The following is a 17,791-nucleotide window of genomic DNA, read 5'->3' as shown; positions in this document are numbered from 1 at the left end:
ATACATCCGAACTGGTGAAGAGGCTCGATAAACAATGAGTTGGAGCAATTCCACTTTTTCTAAAAAGGCGGCACCTGCGTGATTGCCCGCAGGCAGATCGGTGACGGAGGGCAGCATGAAGCACGGAGCGCAGCGTGACCTGCTGCTGGTCCGCGGGGGCACGGTGGTCACGGGGCAGGCCAGCCTGCGGGTGGACGTGCTGTGTGGCGGCGTGGGTGAAATCCTGGCCGTGGGGCCTGAACTCGAGGCCCCCACCGCCTGCACGGTCATTGATGCCGGTGGCCTGCTGGTGCTGCCGGGCGGGGTGGACCCCCACACCGGCATCGGCGCGGATGAAGCCGGTTTTGCCGCAACGGCCGAGGCGCTGGCTGGCGGTACCACCACCATCATTGATGTGATGCGGCCCGAGGGGCGGGACGTGGCGCGCGCCGGGCGCGACTGGCGGCACGCGGCAGCCCGCGCGCCGGTTGATGTCGGGCTGTGCATGGGGCTGCCTGGGGCCGGTGGCGCTGTCATGGGCGGCATGGACACGCTGGCGGGCCTTGGGGTCAACAGCTTTCACCTGCCCATGGCATCGGGCATGGCGGATCGTGACATCCTTGATCTGGCGACCCATGCGGCAGGGCTTGGCGCATTGTGCGTGATCGAGGCGCAGAACGCGCAGGCCATGGCTTACCTGCGCACAGCCCTTGACCATGCGGGGGTGAGCGGGGCCGAGGCCTGCGCGCTGGCCTGCCCGCCAGCCATCGAGGCGGAAGCCGTGGGCCGGGCCATCATGCTGGCAGGGCTGGTGGGGGCGCCGGTGCATGTCGGCCCGGTTTCAACCGCGGGCGCGTGTGCCGCCATCATCACCGCCCGCGCCCAGGCCCAGCGCGTGCAGGCGCATGTGCTCGCCCCGCATCTCGTGCTCGATGAGGCGGTTTATGACGCCGATGACCCGTCCCCCTACCTGAGTCGCCCGCCCTTTCGGGATGGCACGCATCGCCGCGCGCTGTGGGGTGCGCTGTCCTGTGGGGCGGTGGGCATGGTGGCCAGCGGCTTCAGCCCGGCCCGGCAGGCGGGGCATGGCATGGCGGAGGGGCTGGCCGAGCGGATGCGCGTGGTGTGGCGGCATGGCGTGCAGGCAGGCGTGCTGACGGCGGAGGAATTCGTCCGCGCCACGGCGGAGGCGGCGGCAATGGCATTCAACATCTATCCCCGCAAGGGGGCCATCATGCCGGGCGCGGATGCCGACCTCGTGCTGTGGAACCCCGATGCGCAGGCGTTGCGCCCAGCCAGCGCGGGCGGCCTGTACGGGGGCATCATGCTCGGTGGCCAGCCAGAATGCGTCATCCGGGGCGGCGTGGTCGTGTTCCGCAACGGGGCATTGCATGAAGGCACAGGCCAGGGGGCCTACGTGCCATGCCCCGCGTTCCGGCCCGGCCTGTCCGCGCGGATGCGGCAGGCAGCGCGGTTATCCGTTTGAAAACAGGCCAGGAATGAAACTTTTGGGCACCGCTTTTTTTGCAAAAAGGCGGCGTGCCGGCCCGCACCTGCAAAAAACGCGTCACGGCATTGTCCTTTGCCTTGGGGTGGGGTGACAGGGTAGGATCACTTTCCCATATAAGGGGATCAACAGACATCAATGGCTGTTCCGGCTGTCTGCCTTGAGGGGGGTGAGGCAGTCCGTGGCCACAGGACTAAGGGAACAGGTTTGACGGGGATCAGACACGATATCCGTTTCTATGTCGGAAACGAATATCATGCGTTGGCCAGCATCGCGCCAACACGTACGCTGCTGGACTGGCTGCGCGAGGAGCGTGGCCTGACCGGCACCAAGGAAGGCTGTAACGAGGGCGATTGCGGCGCCTGCACGGTGCTCGTGGTCAGGCTTGAGGGCGCGCGCCTGGTCTGGCGCGCGGTCAATGCGTGCATCCAGTTCGTATGCATGCTCGATGGCGCGCAGGTGCTCACCATCGAGGACATGCGCGCCCCCGATGGCAGCCTGCACCCGGTGCAGCAGGCCATGGTGGAGCATCACGGCTCGCAATGCGGCTTCTGCACGCCGGGCTTTGTCATGTCCATGGTGGCGGGCCGCAAGGCGGCGGGACTGGCGCAGGATGAACGCGGCATTGACGACATGCTGGCAGGCAATCTGTGCCGCTGCACCGGCTATGCGCCCATCGTGCGCGCCATGCGCCACGCCATGCAGGCCGGGCCGGACCATTTCGATGCCATGGCCGATGATATGGCCGCGCGCCTGCGCGCCCTGCGTGACGGGGCCACGGTTGACATGACCGGGCCTGCGGGCCGCCTGAGCATTCCCGCAACGGCGGATGGACTGGCCCACACGCTGCTTGAAAGCCCGCAGGCCCGCATCGTGGCGGGGGCGACCGATGTGGGGCTGTGGGTGATCAAGGGCCTGCGCGACCTGCCGCATGTGATCTCCATTGGCCAGATTGCCGACCTGCGGCGTATCGCGGCCACGGCGGACGGGCTGTACATCGGCGCGGCGGTAACATGGCAGGAAGCCCGCGCGGCGCTGGCGCACATCCTGCCCCAGCCGGATGAGGAAGTGTTCCGCCGCATCGGCTCGGTGCAGGTGCGCAATGCGGGCACGGTGTGCGGCAACATTGCCAACGGCTCGCCCATTGGCGATGGGCCGCCGGTGCTGATCGCGGCAGGGGCGCAGTTGCACCTGCGCCGGGGCGATACGCGCCGCACCCTCGCGCTGGAAGATTTCTTTGTGGATTACGGCCAGCAGGACCGCGCGCCGGGCGAGTTTGTGGAAGGGATCACCATTCCTGCCCCGGCACCCGATACGCTCATCCGCGCATGGAAAGTGTCCAAGCGGTTCGATCAGGACATCTCGGCCATTCTGGGCGCGTTTTCGCTCACGCTTGCGCCTGATGGCACCATCAGTAACCCGCGCATCGCCTTTGGCGGCATGGCGGCCACCCCGCGGCGCGCCACCCGCACGGAAGCCGCCCTGGCGGGCCGGAAGTGGACTGAAGCCACGCTGGCAGCCGCGCGTGAGGCGATCACGGCAGATTTCACGCCGCTGAGCGACATGCGGGCCAGCGCGTGGTACCGCAGCACGGTGGCCGCCAACCTGCTCACCCGGCTTTACGCTGAGTGCGGGCCGCAGGCCGCCCGTGCATCCACCAGCGTGCACGCCGCCTGTACCGCCACGGGAGAACACGCTCATGGCTGATGCACACATCACGGCCACCACCGCCCCCGTATCGGCTGCGGGCATCGTGCCCGGCGGCGCATCGGAAAGCCTGCGCCACGAGAGTGCGGCCATGCACGTGCAGGGCACGGCCAGTTATATTGACGACCTGCCCGAACCGCGTGGCACGCTGCACCTCGTGCCCGGCCTGAGCACGCGCGCCCATGCCCGCATCGTGTCCATGAACCTTGATGCCGTGCGGCAGGCCAAAGGCGTGGTGGCGGTCTATACGGCGGCCGACATACCGGGCGAGAACCAGATCAGCCCGGTGGGCAAGGGTGATGAGCCGTTGCTGGCAAAAGATATTGTCTCCTTTTACGGCCAGCCGCTCTTTGTCGTGGCCGCCACCACGCGGGGAGCGGCCCGGCGCGCGGCGCGTCTGGCGGTTGTGGATTATGAAGACCTGCCCGCCATCCTCAATATCGCGCAGGCCCGTGAGAATGGCAGCCCGCTGGTCTGGCGGCCCATGGAAATGAAGCGCGGCGACGTTCTGGCCGGGCTGGAACACGCGCCGCGCAGGCTGTCGGGCCGGATCACGGTGGGCGGGCAGGAGCATTTCTACCTTGAGGGGCAGGTGGCGCTGGCCCGGCCGGGCGAGGAGGGGGAGATGCATGTCACTTCATCCACCCAGCACCCGACCGAGACACAGCATATGGTCGCCCATGTGCTCGACCGCCCCGCCAACCTCATCACCGTCGAGGTGCGGCGCATGGGCGGCGGCTTTGGCGGCAAGGAAACGCAGGCCAATGCCTGTGCCTGCCTCGCCGCCCTTGTGGCTGACAGGACGGGCCGGGCGGCCAAGATGCGCCTCGACCGCGATGACGACATGACCATGACCGGCAAGCGCCATGACTTCGTGATCGATTACGATGCAGGCTTTACCGATGATGGGCGCATCGTGGCGGTGGACATGGTGCTTGCCGCGCGGTGTGGCTGGTCGGCCGACCTGTCCGGCCCGGTCATCGACCGGGCGCTGTTCCATGCCGATAACGCCTATTTCTACCCCGATGTGCGCCTGCGCTCGGAGCCGCTGCGCACCAACACGCAGTCCAACACCGCCTATCGCGGCTTTGGCGGCCCGCAGGGCATTGTCGCTGCCGAGCGCGTGATCGAGGAGATTGCGTTTGCCACCGGCCTCGACCCGCTCGAAGTGCGGCTGCGCAACGTCTATGGCACGCATGAGCGCAATGTCACGCCGTACAACATGGTGGTGGAGGACTCGATCACCCACGACCTGCTGCCCGCACTGGCCCGGCGCTGCCATTATACCGAACGCCGCGCGGCATGCCGCGAATTCAACGCCACCAGCCCCTACCTGCGGCGCGGCATTGCCATCACGCCAGTCAAATTCGGCATCTCGTTCACAGCCACCCATTACAACCAGGCCGGTGCGCTGGTGCATGTCTATACCGATGGCTCGGTGCAGGTGAACCACGGCGGCACCGAGATGGGCCAGGGCCTGCACACCAAGATGGTGCAGGTGGCCATGCGCGAATTCGGCCTGGGCACCGACCAGGTGCGCATTACCGCCACCACTACCGGCAAGGTGCCCAACACGTCCGCCACGGCGGCCTCGAGTGGGGCGGACCTCAACGGCATGGCGGTGCTCGATGCCGTGCGCCGCATCAAGCGCAGGCTGGTTGAATTTGCCGCCAGCCACTGGAACGTAGGCGAGGACGCGGTGCGCTTCGCCCCCGATGGCGTGCATGTGGGTGAGAAGGTGATCGCGTTTGCGCACCTGACCCGGCAGGCCTATTTCGCGCGCGTGTCCATGTCGGCCAACGGGTTCTACAAAACGCCCAGGATCTCGTGGAATGGCGATACGGGGCAGGGGCGGCCCTTCTATTACTTCGCCTACGGGGCCGCGTGTTCGGAGGTGGTGATCGACCTGCTGACGGGCGAGACGAAGATTGACCGGGTCGATATCCTGCATGACGCGGGCCAGTCGCTGAACCCGGCCCTCGACATCGGCCAGATCGAGGGCGGTTTCGTGCAGGGGGCTGGCTGGCTGACATGCGAGGAACTGGTGTGGGACGATGCAGGCCGCCTGCGCACGCACGCGCCCAGCACCTATAAAATCCCCGCCTGTTCCGACCGCCCGCGCGTGTTCAACGTGGAATTGCTGGAAAACGCGCCCAACCGCGAGCACACCATCTTCCGCTCCAAGGCGGTAGGCGAGCCGCCCTTCGTGCATGGGGTGTCGGTGCTGCAGGCCATATCGGATGCGCTGGCCAGCCTTGATGGCTACCGCACCTGCCCCCGGCTGGACGCGCCCGCCACGCCGGAGATGATCCTGCGCACGGCAGATCGCCTGCGCTGCGGCCAGCCTGCCGCTGGCTGAACCCCATGAGCATGGAAATGCGCGCCGATCTGGCCCGCTGGCGGCTCATGGGCCAGCCGGTCGCCCGGATCAGCGTGGCTGCCGCGCGGGGGTCCACCCCGCGTGAGGCGGGCACCTTCATGCTGGTCACCGCCACGGAGCAGTCCGGCACGGTGGGCGGTGGGGATCTGGAATGGAACGCCGTCTATCACGCCCGCCACCTGCTGGCCACGGGGGGTGGCGGGCAGGACCTGCGCATCGACCTTGGGGGCAACTCCGGGCAATGCTGCGGGGGCGAGGTGAGGCTGTTCATCGACGTGCCCGATGGCAGGGGGCTGGACGCTGTCATGGCGCAACTCGAGCGCCAGCGCCGCGAGGCTCCGCTGCTGTTGCTGTTCGGGGCAGGGCATGTGGGCCGCGCCCTGGCGCATGTGCTGGCCCCGCTGCCGCTGCGGCTGGCATGGTGCGATTCGCGCCCGCATGAATTCGGCCCCGTCATTCCCGCAGGGGTAGAGGTGCATGATGATGGCGACTGGCAGCGCCTTGTAACCGATGCGCCCGCCGGATCAGGCGCGCTGGTGCTGACCCAGAGCCACGCGCTTGACAGCCTGATTGTTGCATCCATCCTCGAACGGGGCGACTTTCGCTATGTGGGCCTGATCGGCTCGCACACCAAGCGCCGCCGCTTCGAGATGGCCTTCCGCGCGCTCGGCCTGCCTGAAGAGCGCATCAGGGCCATGGTCTGCCCCATCGGGGGGCAGGGCGTGCGTGACAAGCGGCCTTCGGTCATCGCGGCGCTGGTGGCGGCGGAAATCGTCACGCGCTTCGTGCATGCCGCACAGGAAGGCCGTGATGCAGATGGGGATGAGAGACGCCTATGAACGATCCGCTTTCGCGCACGCCCCGCATGATGCGCCTGCACGCGCGGGGCATTTCCTATTTCAATGCGGTGCGCGAATGCCGCTCCATCCGCGAGGCGGCGCGCAGGCTCAATGTCACGCCCTCGGCGCTGACGCGCCAGCTTGCGCAGATGGAGGCCGAGATCGGCGCGCCCCTGTTCGACCGCCTGCCCGAGGGCATGGTCCTGACCGAGGTGGGCACCATCATGGCCCGCCATATCGTGACCGTGATGCAGGATGCCGCCCGGACGGAGGAGCAGATCAACGCCCTGTCCGGCCGGCATGACGGCAGGCTGCGCATCATGGCGGTGGAAGGGATTGCGGGCCAGCTCTTGCCCGCGCTGCTCGAGCGCATCATCTCGGCCTTCCCCAGCGTTGAGCTGCATGTGGAGGTCGGCGCCCCAAAAACCATCGTCTCGGCGTTGCAGGATGGGCGGGTGGACCTTGGCATCGCGTTCTCGCTGGCGCTGTACCCCGAACTGCGGCGGGTGGCGGTGGGGCACTTCCCGGTCGGCGCGGTGGTGCGGGCCGATCATCCGCTGGCACACCTGCGCACCGTAACGGTGGAGGAATGCGTGGCCTACCGGCTGATCCTGCCCACGCGCACGCTCTCGCTCTACCGCGTGATGGAGCCCATGCTGCGCCCGTGGCAGGACCGGCTGAACGTGGTGCTGCATACCGGCTCGATCGAACTGACCAACCGCATGGTGCTTGCCGGCGCGGGGCTGGCCTTCCAGTCGCCGCTGGCCGTAGGCGTGCAGCCCGGCCAGGACAGCCTGCGCCATGTGCCATTGCGTGATACCCGCGCCGTGACCGACCTCGGGGCCTATGTGCGTGAATCCCGCTGGCTGCCGCCATTGCTGGAAACCGTGATCGAGGAACTGCGCCTCGAGTTGCGCCGCGTGCAGGGCGTGGGCGACGAGCGCGTGGTCTGAACCCTGTTGCGATTTACGCAACGGAACGATGAAATCATTCTACTGGACGGAACAGCCTGCGGGCTGATTAGATCAACCCATCGTGGTGCGGTTGGGGGATATCCGTATGGCGTCGGGGGACGTCATACGGGGCTGCATCAGCACAAGACGCAAAAACAGATGGGGACCCGCAGATGGATACCAACATGCAGCCGAAAGACGGGGGGCTGGCAGCGCTCGATGCAGCCGTGCGCCGCGATCTGGAAATCATCCGCTACCCGCGCAAGGAATGGATTCCCCCCATCGAGCGTGATGGACAGCGCGTGCTGGATGTGGCGATCATCGGCGCGGGGCAGGGCGGGCTTGCCACGGCCTTTGCGCTCAAGCGCAACAACATCACCAACGTGCGCATCTTCGACCGCGCCGCAAAAGGTGGCGAAGGCCCGTGGGTGACCTTCGCGCGCATGATCACGCTGCGCACCCCCAAATACGTGACCGGCCCCGACCTTGGCGTGCCCTCGCTCACCCCGCGCTCGTGGTATGAGGCGCGATACGGCGCGCAGGCGTGGGAGAAACTGGACAAGATCCCCCGTGGGGACTGGCAGGCCTATCTCGACTGGTACCGCGACATCCTTGACCTGCCGGTGGCCAATGACCACGAATTCAGCGGCGTGACGTGGGAGGACGGCCTGCTGCGCCTGACCTTCCGCCGCCCCGATGGCACGAGCCATGTGCATTATGCCCGCAAGCTGGTGCTGGCCACCGGCATCGAGGGCTGTGGCACGTGGCATGTGCCCGACTTCATCCGCAACGGCCTGCCGCGCGACCGTTATGCCCATACATCCGAGGCGATCGATTTCGCAGCGCTCAGGGGCAAGCGCATCGGCGTGCTCGGCGCCGGGGCCTCGGCGTTCGATAATGCCGCCACGGCACTCGAGGAAGGTGCGGGCAGTGTCACGCTGTGCCTGCGGCGTAAGGAAATCCCTTCCATCAACCCGTACCGGTGGATGGAGAATACCGGCTTCCTCGCCTACTACCCCGCCCTGTCCGATGAACTGCGCTGGGGCTTCATGCGCCGTATCTTCGACCTCAACCAGCCGCCGCCGCAAGATACGTTCTGGCGCTGCCGCAGGCATGAAAACTTTGCCTACCGCACCGGCTGCCCCTGGACCGCCGCCCGCATGGAAGGCGATGAAATCGTTGTCGATTCGCCCACCGGCGAGATGCGCTTTGACTTCGTGATCATTGGCACGGGCTTCGCAACCGACCTGTCCCGCAGGCCCGAGACCGCATCGTTTGCCCCCTCCGTCGCCCTGTGGGGCGAGCGCTACAAGGCACCCGCAGGGGCCGAGAGCGCGGTGCTCGAAAGCTATCCCTACCTGGGCGACTGCTACCAGTTCCTGCCGCGCGAGCCGAATGATCCGCTGGCGCCCATGCTGGCCAACATCCACAATTTCACGTTCTCGGCCACGCCGAGCATGGGGCTTTCGGGGGCGTCGATCAGCGGCATGCGCTTTGGCGTGGAGCGTCTTGCCCACGGGCTGGGGCGTGACCTGTACGTGGCCGATGGCCGCAAGCACCTTGAAAGTCTGCTGTCTTATGACGTGGCGGAACTAGTCAGTCTCGATCCTCCTGTTGCATGATGCGCCCCGGGTAGATTTATCCATTCGGGAGAGAGTGAGTAGATGAGCAGCACTGTAAGCCTTTCACCTTCCGCGCCGGGTGTTGCCGGCGCGGGGGCGAGCAATGACCACAAGGTGCCCCCCGTGGCAGACATGGCCCGGATGATCGGCCTGAACATTCCGGTGGCCTGCCTGCCAGATGTCGTGGCCAATATGGCGCTGCTGCAGGGCTATGCCGACCTCGTGACAGGCTTCGTGCTGCCTGATGACTGCGAGCCAGCCTATGAGTACGCGCCATGAGCGCCCATGCCATGGGTGCCGCGCTTGGCATTGCCGCCGACATACGCGCCGGCCGCCGCAATGCCGTGGGCGTGGTCACGGCGGTCATTTCCGATATCGAGGCGCGTGACACCCGCTTCAACAGCGTAACCCGCATTCTTGGCCCCGCCGCCGTGGCGCAGGCCGAGGCGGTGGACAAGGCCATGGCCGCGGGTCAGGACCCCGGCCCGCTCGCAGGCGTGCCCTTTGGCGTAAAAGACCTGTTTGACGTGCGCGGCGAAGTCACCACCGCAGGCTCGATCGTGCTGCGCGACAACCTGCCCGCCACCGAGGACGCCACCGTCATCGCCCGCCTGCGCGCGGCTGGCGCCGTGCCGGTGGCCACCCTGAACATGGATGAGTTTGCCTACGGCTTCTCCACCGAGAACGCCCATAACGGCACCACCCGCAACCCGCATGACCGCGACCGCCTTGCCGGTGGCTCGTCGGGCGGGTCGGCAGCCGCCGTGGCGGCGGGGCTGCTGCCCTTTACGCTGGGCTCGGACACCAATGGCTCGATCCGCATCCCCTCCGCGCTGTGCGGGGTGTGGGGGCTCAAGCCCACCTATGGCCAGGTGCCGCTGCGCGGTGTCTATCCCTTCGTGGCCAGCCTTGATACCGCAGGCCCCATGGCCGATACGCTTGAGGACCTGATGGCGGTATATGCCATCATGGCAGGCCGGGACGTATCGGTCCTGCCTGATGTGGCATCCGTTAAAGTGGCGCGGCTGGGGGGGTGGTTTGCCCGCAATGTCAGCACCGGGCTGACGGCCGCGATCGATGGCGTGATGGCGCATCTGGGCCATGACCGTGTCATTGAACTGCCCGAGGTGGCGCGCGCGCGGGCATCGGCCTTCCTCATCAGCGCGGCGGAAGGGGGCAACCTGCACCTGCCGCGCCTGCGCCGACGCTCCATGCAGTATGATCCCGCCACCCGCAGCCGCCTCATGGCGGGCGCCATGCTGCCCGCGGCGACCTTCGTGCAGGCGCAGCGCTTCCGCCGGTGGTTCCGCGCGCAGGTGCATGAAGCCCTGACGCAGGCCGATGTGCTGGTGGCGCCGACCACGGTGGGGGTTGCGCCGCGTATCGACCAGCCTTCCATCATGGTGGATGGCAAGAGCGTTTCCGCGCGGGCCAATCTGGGCATTTACACCCAGCCCATCAGCCTGGCCGGGCTGCCGGTGCTGGCCACCCCGCTGGCCGCGCCGGGCCTGCCGCTGGGCATCCAGCTCATCGGCGCGCCCGGAGCCGAGGCAAAGCTGTTTGCCGTGGCGGCCGAACTGCAGCGCGCGGGCCTTGCCGCCTGCCGCCCGCTTGATGCGGGTTACGCGCGGAAGGAAAAGGCATGCTGAATACGCCACGTTCATGCCGGGGGATGGTCACATCCCCCCACCACCTTGCCAGCCAGGCCGGTCTTGACGTGCTCAAGGCAGGCGGCACGGCCATCGAGGCCGCCGTTGCCACCGCCGCGGCCCTGGCCGTGGTCTATCCGCACATGACCGGCATTGGCGGCGATGCCTTCTGGCTGACCATGTGGCCCGATGGAAGGGTGGAAACCATCGATGCCTGCGGGGCTGCCGCAGGCAAGGCGGATGCCGCGTTCTATCACGCCGCGGGCCATGACACGATTCCGTGGCGTGGCCCGCTTGCGGCCAATACGGTCGCGGGCACGGTGTCGGGGTGGGAGATGGCCCTGTCATGGAGCCACGCCATGGCGCCGGGCCTGCCGCTTGGCCGCGTGCTGCGCGATGCGCTGTACTATGCCGAACAGGGCGTGCCCGTCACGGCGGGGGCTGCCGAGATCACCCGCCAGAAGGCGGAAGAACTCAAGGACGTGCCCGGTTTTGCCGCACAGTTCATGCCCGGCGGCAAGCTGCCGCAGGCAGGCGACATCCTGCATAACCCGCGCCTGGCAACGACCCTGCGCCAACTGGTTGATGAAGGGCTTTCCAGCTTCTATCGCGGCACGGTGGCGCGTGAACTCGCCGCCGACCTGCAGGCCCTTGGCAGCCCGCTGGCACTGGCCGACCTGCAGGCGCACAAGGCAACCCACCAGCCCGCACTCCATGCCCGCATTCACGGCGCGGACCTGTACAACATGGCGCCGCCCACGCAGGGCGTGGCCTCGCTGCTGATCCTGGCGCTGTTTGACCGGCTCAAGGCGGCAGAAGCGGATGATTTCGATTACCTGCACGGGCTGGTCGAGGCCACCAAGCAGGCCTTCCGCTACCGCGACACGCATGTGGGCGACCCCGCCTACATGACCGTGCAGGCGCAGGACATCCTTGATGACCGCAAGGCACTCGACCGCATGGCGGCAGGCATCGACCCCAACAAGGCGGCGCCGTGGCCATGGCAATCACAGCAGGGCGATACGGTCTGGCTGGGCGTGATCGATTCCGACGGGCTGGCCGTGAGCATGATCCAGAGCCTGTATTTTGAATATGGCTCGGGCGTGGTGCTGCCGCGCACCGGCGTGGTGTGGCAGAACCGCGGCACCAGCTTCGGGCTTGACCCGCAGGGGTGGAACGGGCTGCAGCCGGGCCGCAAGCCGTTCCATACGCTCAACCCGGCGGGTGCGCGCTTCGAGGATGGCCGGACCATGGTGTACGGTACCATGGGCGGCGAAGGCCAGCCCCAGACACAGGCGGCCCTTTTCACCCGCTATGCACGCTATGGCATGCCGTTGCAGCGCGCCATCACCGCGCCGCGCTGGCTGCTGGGCCGCACATGGGGCGAATCAAGCGTCAGCCTGAAATATGAGGACCGCTTCGACCCCGAGGTGATCGCCCGCATGCGTGCCGCAGGCCACCAGATGGAACGCGTGCCGCCATTTTCCTCCATCATGGGGCATGCGGGTGCGCTGGTGCGCCATGAATCGGGGCTGCTGGAGGGAGCGAGCGACCCCCGGAGTGACGGGTGTGTCGCGGCATGGTGAATCTTGTAGAACAGAGGCGGCAGCCTTCCGGCCCGCGCGCGGTCCGGCGCTGCACCGAACTGGGGCGTGCGCCGTATTCCGAGATGGAGGGCGGGCTGTTCCGCCCCTATCTCGGCCCCTCCTACCGCGCCACCTGCGACCGGCTGGCCACATGGATGCACGAAGCGGACATGACAACGCGCATGGATGCGGCCGGCAACCTGCTGGGGCGCTATGAAGGGTTGACACCTGATGCCCCGGTGCTGCTGATCGGCTCGCATATCGACAGCGTGCGTGATGGTGGCTTCTTTGATGGCATGCTCGGTGTCATCCTGGGTATCGAGACCGTGGCCCATTTTGCCCGGCAGGGAAAACGCTTCCCCTTTGCGCTGGAAGTGATCGGTTTTGGCGATGAGGAGGGCTCGCGCTTTCCATCCGGCATGCTGACCTCGCATGCCGTGGCAGGCGTGCTCGAAACCCCCGATCCCGCCATGCGCGACTGGGCCGAGACCACCACGCTGGCCACGGCGCTGGGGGCATTCGGGCTGGATGCGGGGCAGATGCACACGGCATCGCGCAGGGGCGAAAAGATCCTTGCCTATGTCGAGGCGCATATCGAGCAGGGGCCCGTGCTCGAGGCCGAGGGCCGTGCGCTTGGCGTGGTCAGCGCCATTGCCGCCCAGCACCGCTACCGCATGACCCTGCGCGGCATGGCGGGGCATGCGGGCACCGTATCGATGGACCTGCGGCGTGATGCGCTGGCAGGCGCTGCCGAGATCATCCTCGCCGCCGAGCGGATCGGCCGCGCGGGCACGGATGGGCTGGTGGCCACCGTGGGGTCGCTTGACGTGGTGCCGGGGGCGGCCAACGTGGTGCCGGGCGAGGTGGTGTTCACCCTGGACCTGCGTGCCGGCACCAATGAAGTGCGTGACCGTGCGGCCCGCGACATCCTGGCCGTAGCCCATGAAGTGGCAAAGGCACGCAGGCTGGAACTCGCCATCAGCATGCAGCAGGATCTTGATGCCACGCCGTGCGACCCGAGGCTGACCACCTTCATGGAACAGGCGGTCGGTACCGTAACCGGGCATGAGGCGCGGCTGCTGGTCAGCGGTGCCGGGCATGACGCCATGATCATGGCGCATCTGGCTCCTGTTTCCATGTTGTTCATCCGCTGTGCGGGCGGTATCAGCCATAACCCCGCTGAATCCGTAACCGATGCGGATACGGATGCAGCCCTGCGGGCGATGATCGCCTTTATCGGACTTTTTGAGAGACATTTCGGATGACCCAGACCTTTTTCGGCCAGATCAACCCTCCCGCCCGGCTGCTGATGGGGCCGGGGCCGGTCAACGCGCACCCGCGCGTGCTGCGCGCCATGGCGGCCGACATGCTGGGCCAGTTCGACCCCGAGATGACCGACTACATGAACCAGACGATGGATCTCTACCGTCAGGTGTTCATGACCAACAACCGCTGGACCCTGCTGGTCGATGGCACGGCGCGCGCGGGTATCGAGGCGGCCCTCGTCTCGCTCGTCGAGCCGGGCATGAAGCTTTTGATCGTGCGCGCGGGGCGCTTTGGCCTGCTGCTCTCCGAGATCGCGCAGCGCATCGGCGCCGAGATCGTGACGCTGGACCTGCCCTGGGGCGAGGTGGCCAGCCTCGAACAGATCGAGGACGCCATCATCACCCACCGCCCGCATGTGCTGGCGTGCATTCATGGCGATACCTCCACCACCATGGCCCAGCCGCTTGATGGCGTGGGCGCATTGTGCCGCAAATACGATGTGCTCTCCTATGTCGACACCACGGCCACCCTGGGCGGCATGGAAGTGGCGACCGACCGCTGGGGCGTGGACGTGGTGAGTTCGGGCCTGCAGAAATGCATGGGCGGCCCGCCGGGCTCGGCGCCCATCACCCTCTCCGACCGCGCGGCCGAGCACATCTTCGCCCGCCGCCATGTCGAGGCGGGCATCCGCGGCAGCGACACCACGGACGGCACGCGCGTGCGCATTCCGTCGAACTATTTCGACCTGGCCATGGTCATGGATTACTGGTCCGAAAAGCGCCTGAATCACCACACCGAGGCCACCACCATGCTGTATGGCGCGCGTGAAGCCGCCCGCGTGGTGCTGGAGGAAGGGCTTCAGGCCCGCTTCGCCCGCCATGCCGCCGCCTCGCGCGCGGTGTGCGCCGGGCTGCGCGCCATGGGGCTGGAACTGTTTGGCGGCGACGCACACCGCATGACCAACGTGACCGGCGTGTACATCCCCAGGGGCATTGACGGGGAGCAGGTGCGCAGGCGCATGCGCGAGGATTTCGAGATCGAGATCGGCTCCGCCTTTGGCCCGCTGCAGGGCAAAATCTGGCGCATCGGCGCCATGGGCTACAACGCTGAAAAGCACAAGGTGCTGCTGACCATGGGCGCGCTTGAAACCGTGCTGCGCCATGAGGGCCACGGCTTTGCCGCGGGCGCAGGCGTCGATGCTGCCCTTGCCGCCTATAACGACTGATAACGGGAGATTACGGCATAATGTCTGACACAGGTGCCTATCCGCGCGACATGGTTGGCTACGCGGGCAACCCGCCAGATGCAAAATGGCCTGGCGGGGCGCGGATCGCGGTCCAGTTCGTCATCAATTACGAGGAGGGGGCCGAGAACTCGGTCCTCCATGGCGATCGCGGGTCGGAGGCATTCCTGTCCGAGATGGTGGGCGCGCAGTCCATTCCCGGCGCCCGCGCCATTGCGATGGAAAGCCTGTACGAATATGGCTCGCGCGCCGGGTTCTGGCGGCTGCACCGCATCTTTACCCAGCGCAGGCAGCCGCTCACGGTGTTTGCCGTGGCTGCCGCCATGGCGCGCAACCCCGCAGCGGTTGCCGCGATGAAGGAAGCCGGGTGGGAAATCGCCTCCCACGGGCTGCGCTGGATCGACTACCAGCACATACCCGAGGCCGTGGAGCGCGCCCATATCCTTGAATGCATCGCGCTGCATGAAAAGCTGACCGGCTCGCGCCCGCTGGGCTGGTACCAGGGCCGCACCAGCCCCAACACCGCCCGCATCGTGGCGGAGGAAGGCGGCTTTGTGTACGACGCTGATTCCTACGCCGATGACCTGCCTTATTACGACCGTAGTGCGGGGCGGCCGCAACTGATCGTGCCCTACACGCTCGATGTGAACGACATGCGCTTCGTGGCGCTGAACGGCTTTACCGAGGGCGAGCAGTTCTTCAACTACCTGCGTGACACGTTTGACGAACTGTATGAGGAAGGGGCCGAGAAGCCGCGCATGATGTCGGTCGGCCTGCACTGCCGCGTGGCGGGCCGCCCCGGCCGTGCAAGGGCGGTGGCGCGGTTCCTTGACTATATTGCCCAGCGCGAGAAGGTCTGGGTTGCGACCCGGCTGGACATCGCCCGGCACTGGCTGGAGACGCACCCGGCATGAACCGTGTTTTTGACCGGGTGAATTCGCTCTCCGCCGTGCGGTTTGTGGAACTGTTCGGCCCGATATACGAGCATTCCCCCTGGATTGCCCAGCGCGCCCATGGCCATGCGCCCTTTACCGGGCGCGAGGCCATGCTGGCGGCCATGGCGCTGGTGCTGGAACAGGCGGACGAGGCCGAAAAGATGGCCCTCATCCGCGCCCACCCCGAACTGGCGCAGCGCATGGGGGTTGACCCCACGCTCACCTCGGCCTCGGCAGCCGAGCAGGCCTCCGCCGGGCTGGACCGGCTGACGCCGGATGAGTTTTCCAGCTTCCGCGCGCTCAATGAGGCTTATGCCGCCAAATTCGGCATGCCGTTCATCATCTGCGTGCGGCGCTCGGACAAGCAGGCGATCCTCAACGGCCTGCGCACCCGGCTGGACAACACGCCACAGGCCGAGCAGCAGACCGCGCTGGCCGAGATCAACAAGATTGCGGCACTCCGCCTGGCCGATGTGCTTGAACGCCTGGAGCATGACCTGTGAGCACGCTTTCCACCCATGTGCTTGACCTCGTATCGGGCAGGCCCGCTGCTGGCATGGCCATCAGCCTGTGGGCGGGGCAGGACTGCCTGTTCCGTGGCGTGACCAACGCCGATGGGCGCTGCCCTGAACTGGGCCAGCAGATGGGCGAGATGCAGCCCGGTGCCTACCGGCTGGAATTTGCCGTGGCCGCCTATTTCCGCGCGCAGGGCGCTGCCTTGTCCGAGCCGCCTTTCCTTGACGTGGTGCCGATTGCATTCGGCATGGCGGCAGCGGGGGCCGATGGCAGGGGCGGGCATTACCACGTGCCGCTCCTGGCCTCGCCGTTCGGGTTTTCGACCTATCGCGGGAGCTGAAAGCCAGACGTTTCCGGTGAAGCTTTTTTCAAAAATCTTCGGATAACGGTAACTTCTGGAAAATGCAAAAAGGGCCGCGGCAGTCATGCCACGGCCCTTTTTGCATGCCCCTGCGGCAGGTTGCCCCGCCGCAGGATGCACCGAAATCAGGAAACAGCCTGCTTCAGCGCTGCCGTCAGGTCGGTCGTGCTGGCCTTGCCGCCAAGGTCGCCGGTGCGCACGGCACCCGAGGAGATGACCTTCTCGATGGCCTTGTCGATGCGGGTGGCCAGATCCTGGCGGCCCACATGCTGCAACATCATGTTCGCTGCCAGCAGCAGCGAGGTCGGGTTGGCCTTGTTCTGGCCCGCAATGTCGGGGGCCGAGCCATGCACGGCTTCGAACACGGCAGCCTTTTCGCCAATATTCGCACCCGGTGCCAGGCCAAGCCCGCCCACGAGGCCAGCGGTCAGGTCGGACAGGATATCACCAAACAGGTTGGTGGTAACGATGCAGTCATACTGCCACGGATCGGTCACGAGCTGCATGGCGCAGGCGTCAACGATGCGCTCGTTCACTTCCACGCGGCCTTCATATTCCTTGGCGACCTTGCGGCCTTCTTCCAGGAACAGGCCGGTCAGCAGCTTGAGGATGTTGGCCTTGTGCACCAGGGTGACGCGCTTGCGGTTGTTCTTGACCGCGTATTCAAAGGCATAGCGCACGATGCGGTTGCATTCCGCGCGCGAGGTGTAGCCTGCGCTGGTGGCGATGGCGTGCGGGTCATCACCGACGGGGATGTAGTTTTCGAGTGCGGCGTAATAGCCCTCGAGGTTCTCGCGGAAGATGACGAGGTTGATGTTCTCGAACCGCCCGCCCGGCACGATCGTCTTTGTGGGGCGCACATTCGCGAACAGGCCGAACTCCTGGCGCAGTGTGACGTTGATGGACTTGAAGCCACCACCGACGGGCGTGGTCAGCGGGCCTTTCAGCGCAAGGCCGGTGCGGCGGATGCTTTCGATCGTCTCCTTGGGCAGCGGGCTGCCGGTGGCTTCAAGCGCGGACACACCACCAAGCGCCTTTTCCCATTTGAAGGGGGCGCCAACCGCATCCAGGATCTCGATAACGGAGTCGACAATTTCAGGCCCGATTCCATCACCGGGAATCAGGGTAGCGGGAATTGTTTTTTCTGCAGACATTCTCGAACGTCTCCCTTTAGTGCTTGCTACTGAAAAGCGTTTCAGCATACGCACCGGCTTGGCGGACCCGGTTCGTTGCCGGGTGCCCCGTCGG

15 protein-coding genes are annotated in these 17,791 nt (G+C 66.6%); 14 read left to right on the top strand and 1 reads right to left on the bottom strand.

Features of this window, described 5'->3' with window-relative positions:
- Positions 1-115: 115 nt before the first annotated feature.
- The 14 genes from HNW77_RS07905 (at position 116) to uraH (ending at position 16,522) form a co-directional block, all read left to right on the top strand.
- Positions 116-1,465 carry an amidohydrolase family protein gene (locus tag HNW77_RS07905; protein WP_172156685.1) on the top strand — a complete coding sequence of 450 codons (1,350 nt, stop codon included), beginning with the start codon at positions 116-118 and terminating at the stop codon, positions 1,463-1,465.
- A 228-nt stretch (positions 1,466-1,693) separates the two neighbouring features.
- Positions 1,694-3,193, top strand: a complete 1,500-nt coding sequence (gene xdhA, locus HNW77_RS07900; protein ID WP_241694359.1) for a xanthine dehydrogenase small subunit — start codon at positions 1,694-1,696, stop codon at positions 3,191-3,193.
- Positions 3,186-5,552, top strand: coding sequence for a xanthine dehydrogenase molybdopterin binding subunit (gene xdhB / locus HNW77_RS07895; protein WP_172156681.1), 2,367 nt, complete (start codon positions 3,186-3,188; stop codon positions 5,550-5,552). The genes xdhA and xdhB overlap by 8 nt, the downstream gene beginning before the upstream one ends.
- A gap of 5 nt (positions 5,553-5,557) precedes the next feature.
- Positions 5,558-6,412: a xanthine dehydrogenase accessory protein XdhC gene (xdhC, locus tag HNW77_RS07890; RefSeq protein ID WP_172156679.1), complete on the top strand. Its 855-nt coding sequence runs from the start codon at positions 5,558-5,560 to the stop codon at positions 6,410-6,412.
- A complete protein-coding gene (locus HNW77_RS07885; RefSeq protein ID WP_172156677.1) occupies positions 6,409-7,365 on the top strand; it encodes a LysR family transcriptional regulator in 957 nt (318 codons plus the stop codon). The genes xdhC and HNW77_RS07885 overlap by 4 nt, the downstream gene beginning before the upstream one ends.
- A 185-nt stretch (positions 7,366-7,550) precedes the next feature.
- On the top strand, positions 7,551-8,987 hold the full coding sequence (locus tag HNW77_RS07880; protein ID WP_241694358.1) for a SidA/IucD/PvdA family monooxygenase: 1,437 nt from the start codon (positions 7,551-7,553) through the stop codon (positions 8,985-8,987).
- Between the two features lie 42 nt (positions 8,988-9,029).
- Positions 9,030-9,266 (top strand): DUF4089 domain-containing protein, encoded by a 237-nt coding sequence (locus HNW77_RS07875; RefSeq protein ID WP_172156673.1) that lies wholly within the window; start codon positions 9,030-9,032, stop codon positions 9,264-9,266.
- Positions 9,263-10,636: an AtzE family amidohydrolase gene (locus HNW77_RS07870; RefSeq protein ID WP_172156671.1), complete on the top strand. Its 1,374-nt coding sequence runs from the start codon at positions 9,263-9,265 to the stop codon at positions 10,634-10,636. The genes HNW77_RS07875 and HNW77_RS07870 overlap by 4 nt, the downstream gene beginning before the upstream one ends.
- Complete coding sequence (locus tag HNW77_RS07865; protein WP_172156669.1) at positions 10,630-12,222, top strand: gamma-glutamyltransferase family protein; 1,593 nt, start codon at positions 10,630-10,632, stop codon at positions 12,220-12,222. Before HNW77_RS07870 ends, HNW77_RS07865 begins: the two co-directional genes overlap by 7 nt.
- Entirely contained in the window at positions 12,216-13,487 is a 1,272-nt protein-coding gene (locus HNW77_RS07860) for an allantoate amidohydrolase (protein ID WP_172156667.1), read from the top strand. Before HNW77_RS07865 ends, HNW77_RS07860 begins: the two co-directional genes overlap by 7 nt.
- On the top strand, positions 13,484-14,713 hold the full coding sequence (locus HNW77_RS07855) for a pyridoxal-phosphate-dependent aminotransferase family protein (RefSeq protein WP_172156665.1): 1,230 nt from the start codon (positions 13,484-13,486) through the stop codon (positions 14,711-14,713). The genes HNW77_RS07860 and HNW77_RS07855 overlap by 4 nt, the downstream gene beginning before the upstream one ends.
- 20 nt (positions 14,714-14,733) lie before the next feature.
- Positions 14,734-15,645, top strand: coding sequence for an allantoinase PuuE (gene puuE / locus HNW77_RS07850; protein ID WP_172156663.1), 912 nt, complete (start codon positions 14,734-14,736; stop codon positions 15,643-15,645).
- Complete coding sequence (uraD, locus tag HNW77_RS07845; RefSeq protein ID WP_172156661.1) at positions 15,642-16,169, top strand: 2-oxo-4-hydroxy-4-carboxy-5-ureidoimidazoline decarboxylase; 528 nt, start codon at positions 15,642-15,644, stop codon at positions 16,167-16,169. The genes puuE and uraD overlap by 4 nt, the downstream gene beginning before the upstream one ends.
- Positions 16,166-16,522, top strand: a complete 357-nt coding sequence (gene uraH, locus HNW77_RS07840) for a hydroxyisourate hydrolase (RefSeq protein WP_172156659.1) — start codon at positions 16,166-16,168, stop codon at positions 16,520-16,522. Before uraD ends, uraH begins: the two co-directional genes overlap by 4 nt.
- Positions 16,523-16,668: 146 nt before the next feature.
- On the opposite strand, the gene HNW77_RS07835 is transcribed toward uraH, so the two are convergent.
- Positions 16,669-17,697: an isocitrate/isopropylmalate dehydrogenase family protein gene (locus tag HNW77_RS07835; RefSeq protein WP_172156657.1), complete on the bottom strand. Its 1,029-nt coding sequence runs from the start codon at positions 17,695-17,697 to the stop codon at positions 16,669-16,671.
- Between the last annotated feature and the right edge of the window lie 94 nt (positions 17,698-17,791).

The organism is Komagataeibacter melomenusus (genome assembly GCF_013155395.1).
Classification (GTDB): domain Bacteria; phylum Pseudomonadota; class Alphaproteobacteria; order Acetobacterales; family Acetobacteraceae; genus Komagataeibacter; species Komagataeibacter melomenusus.
Note: the sequence above shows the minus strand (reverse complement) of the source record. Positions and strands in the feature narration are given on the sequence as shown.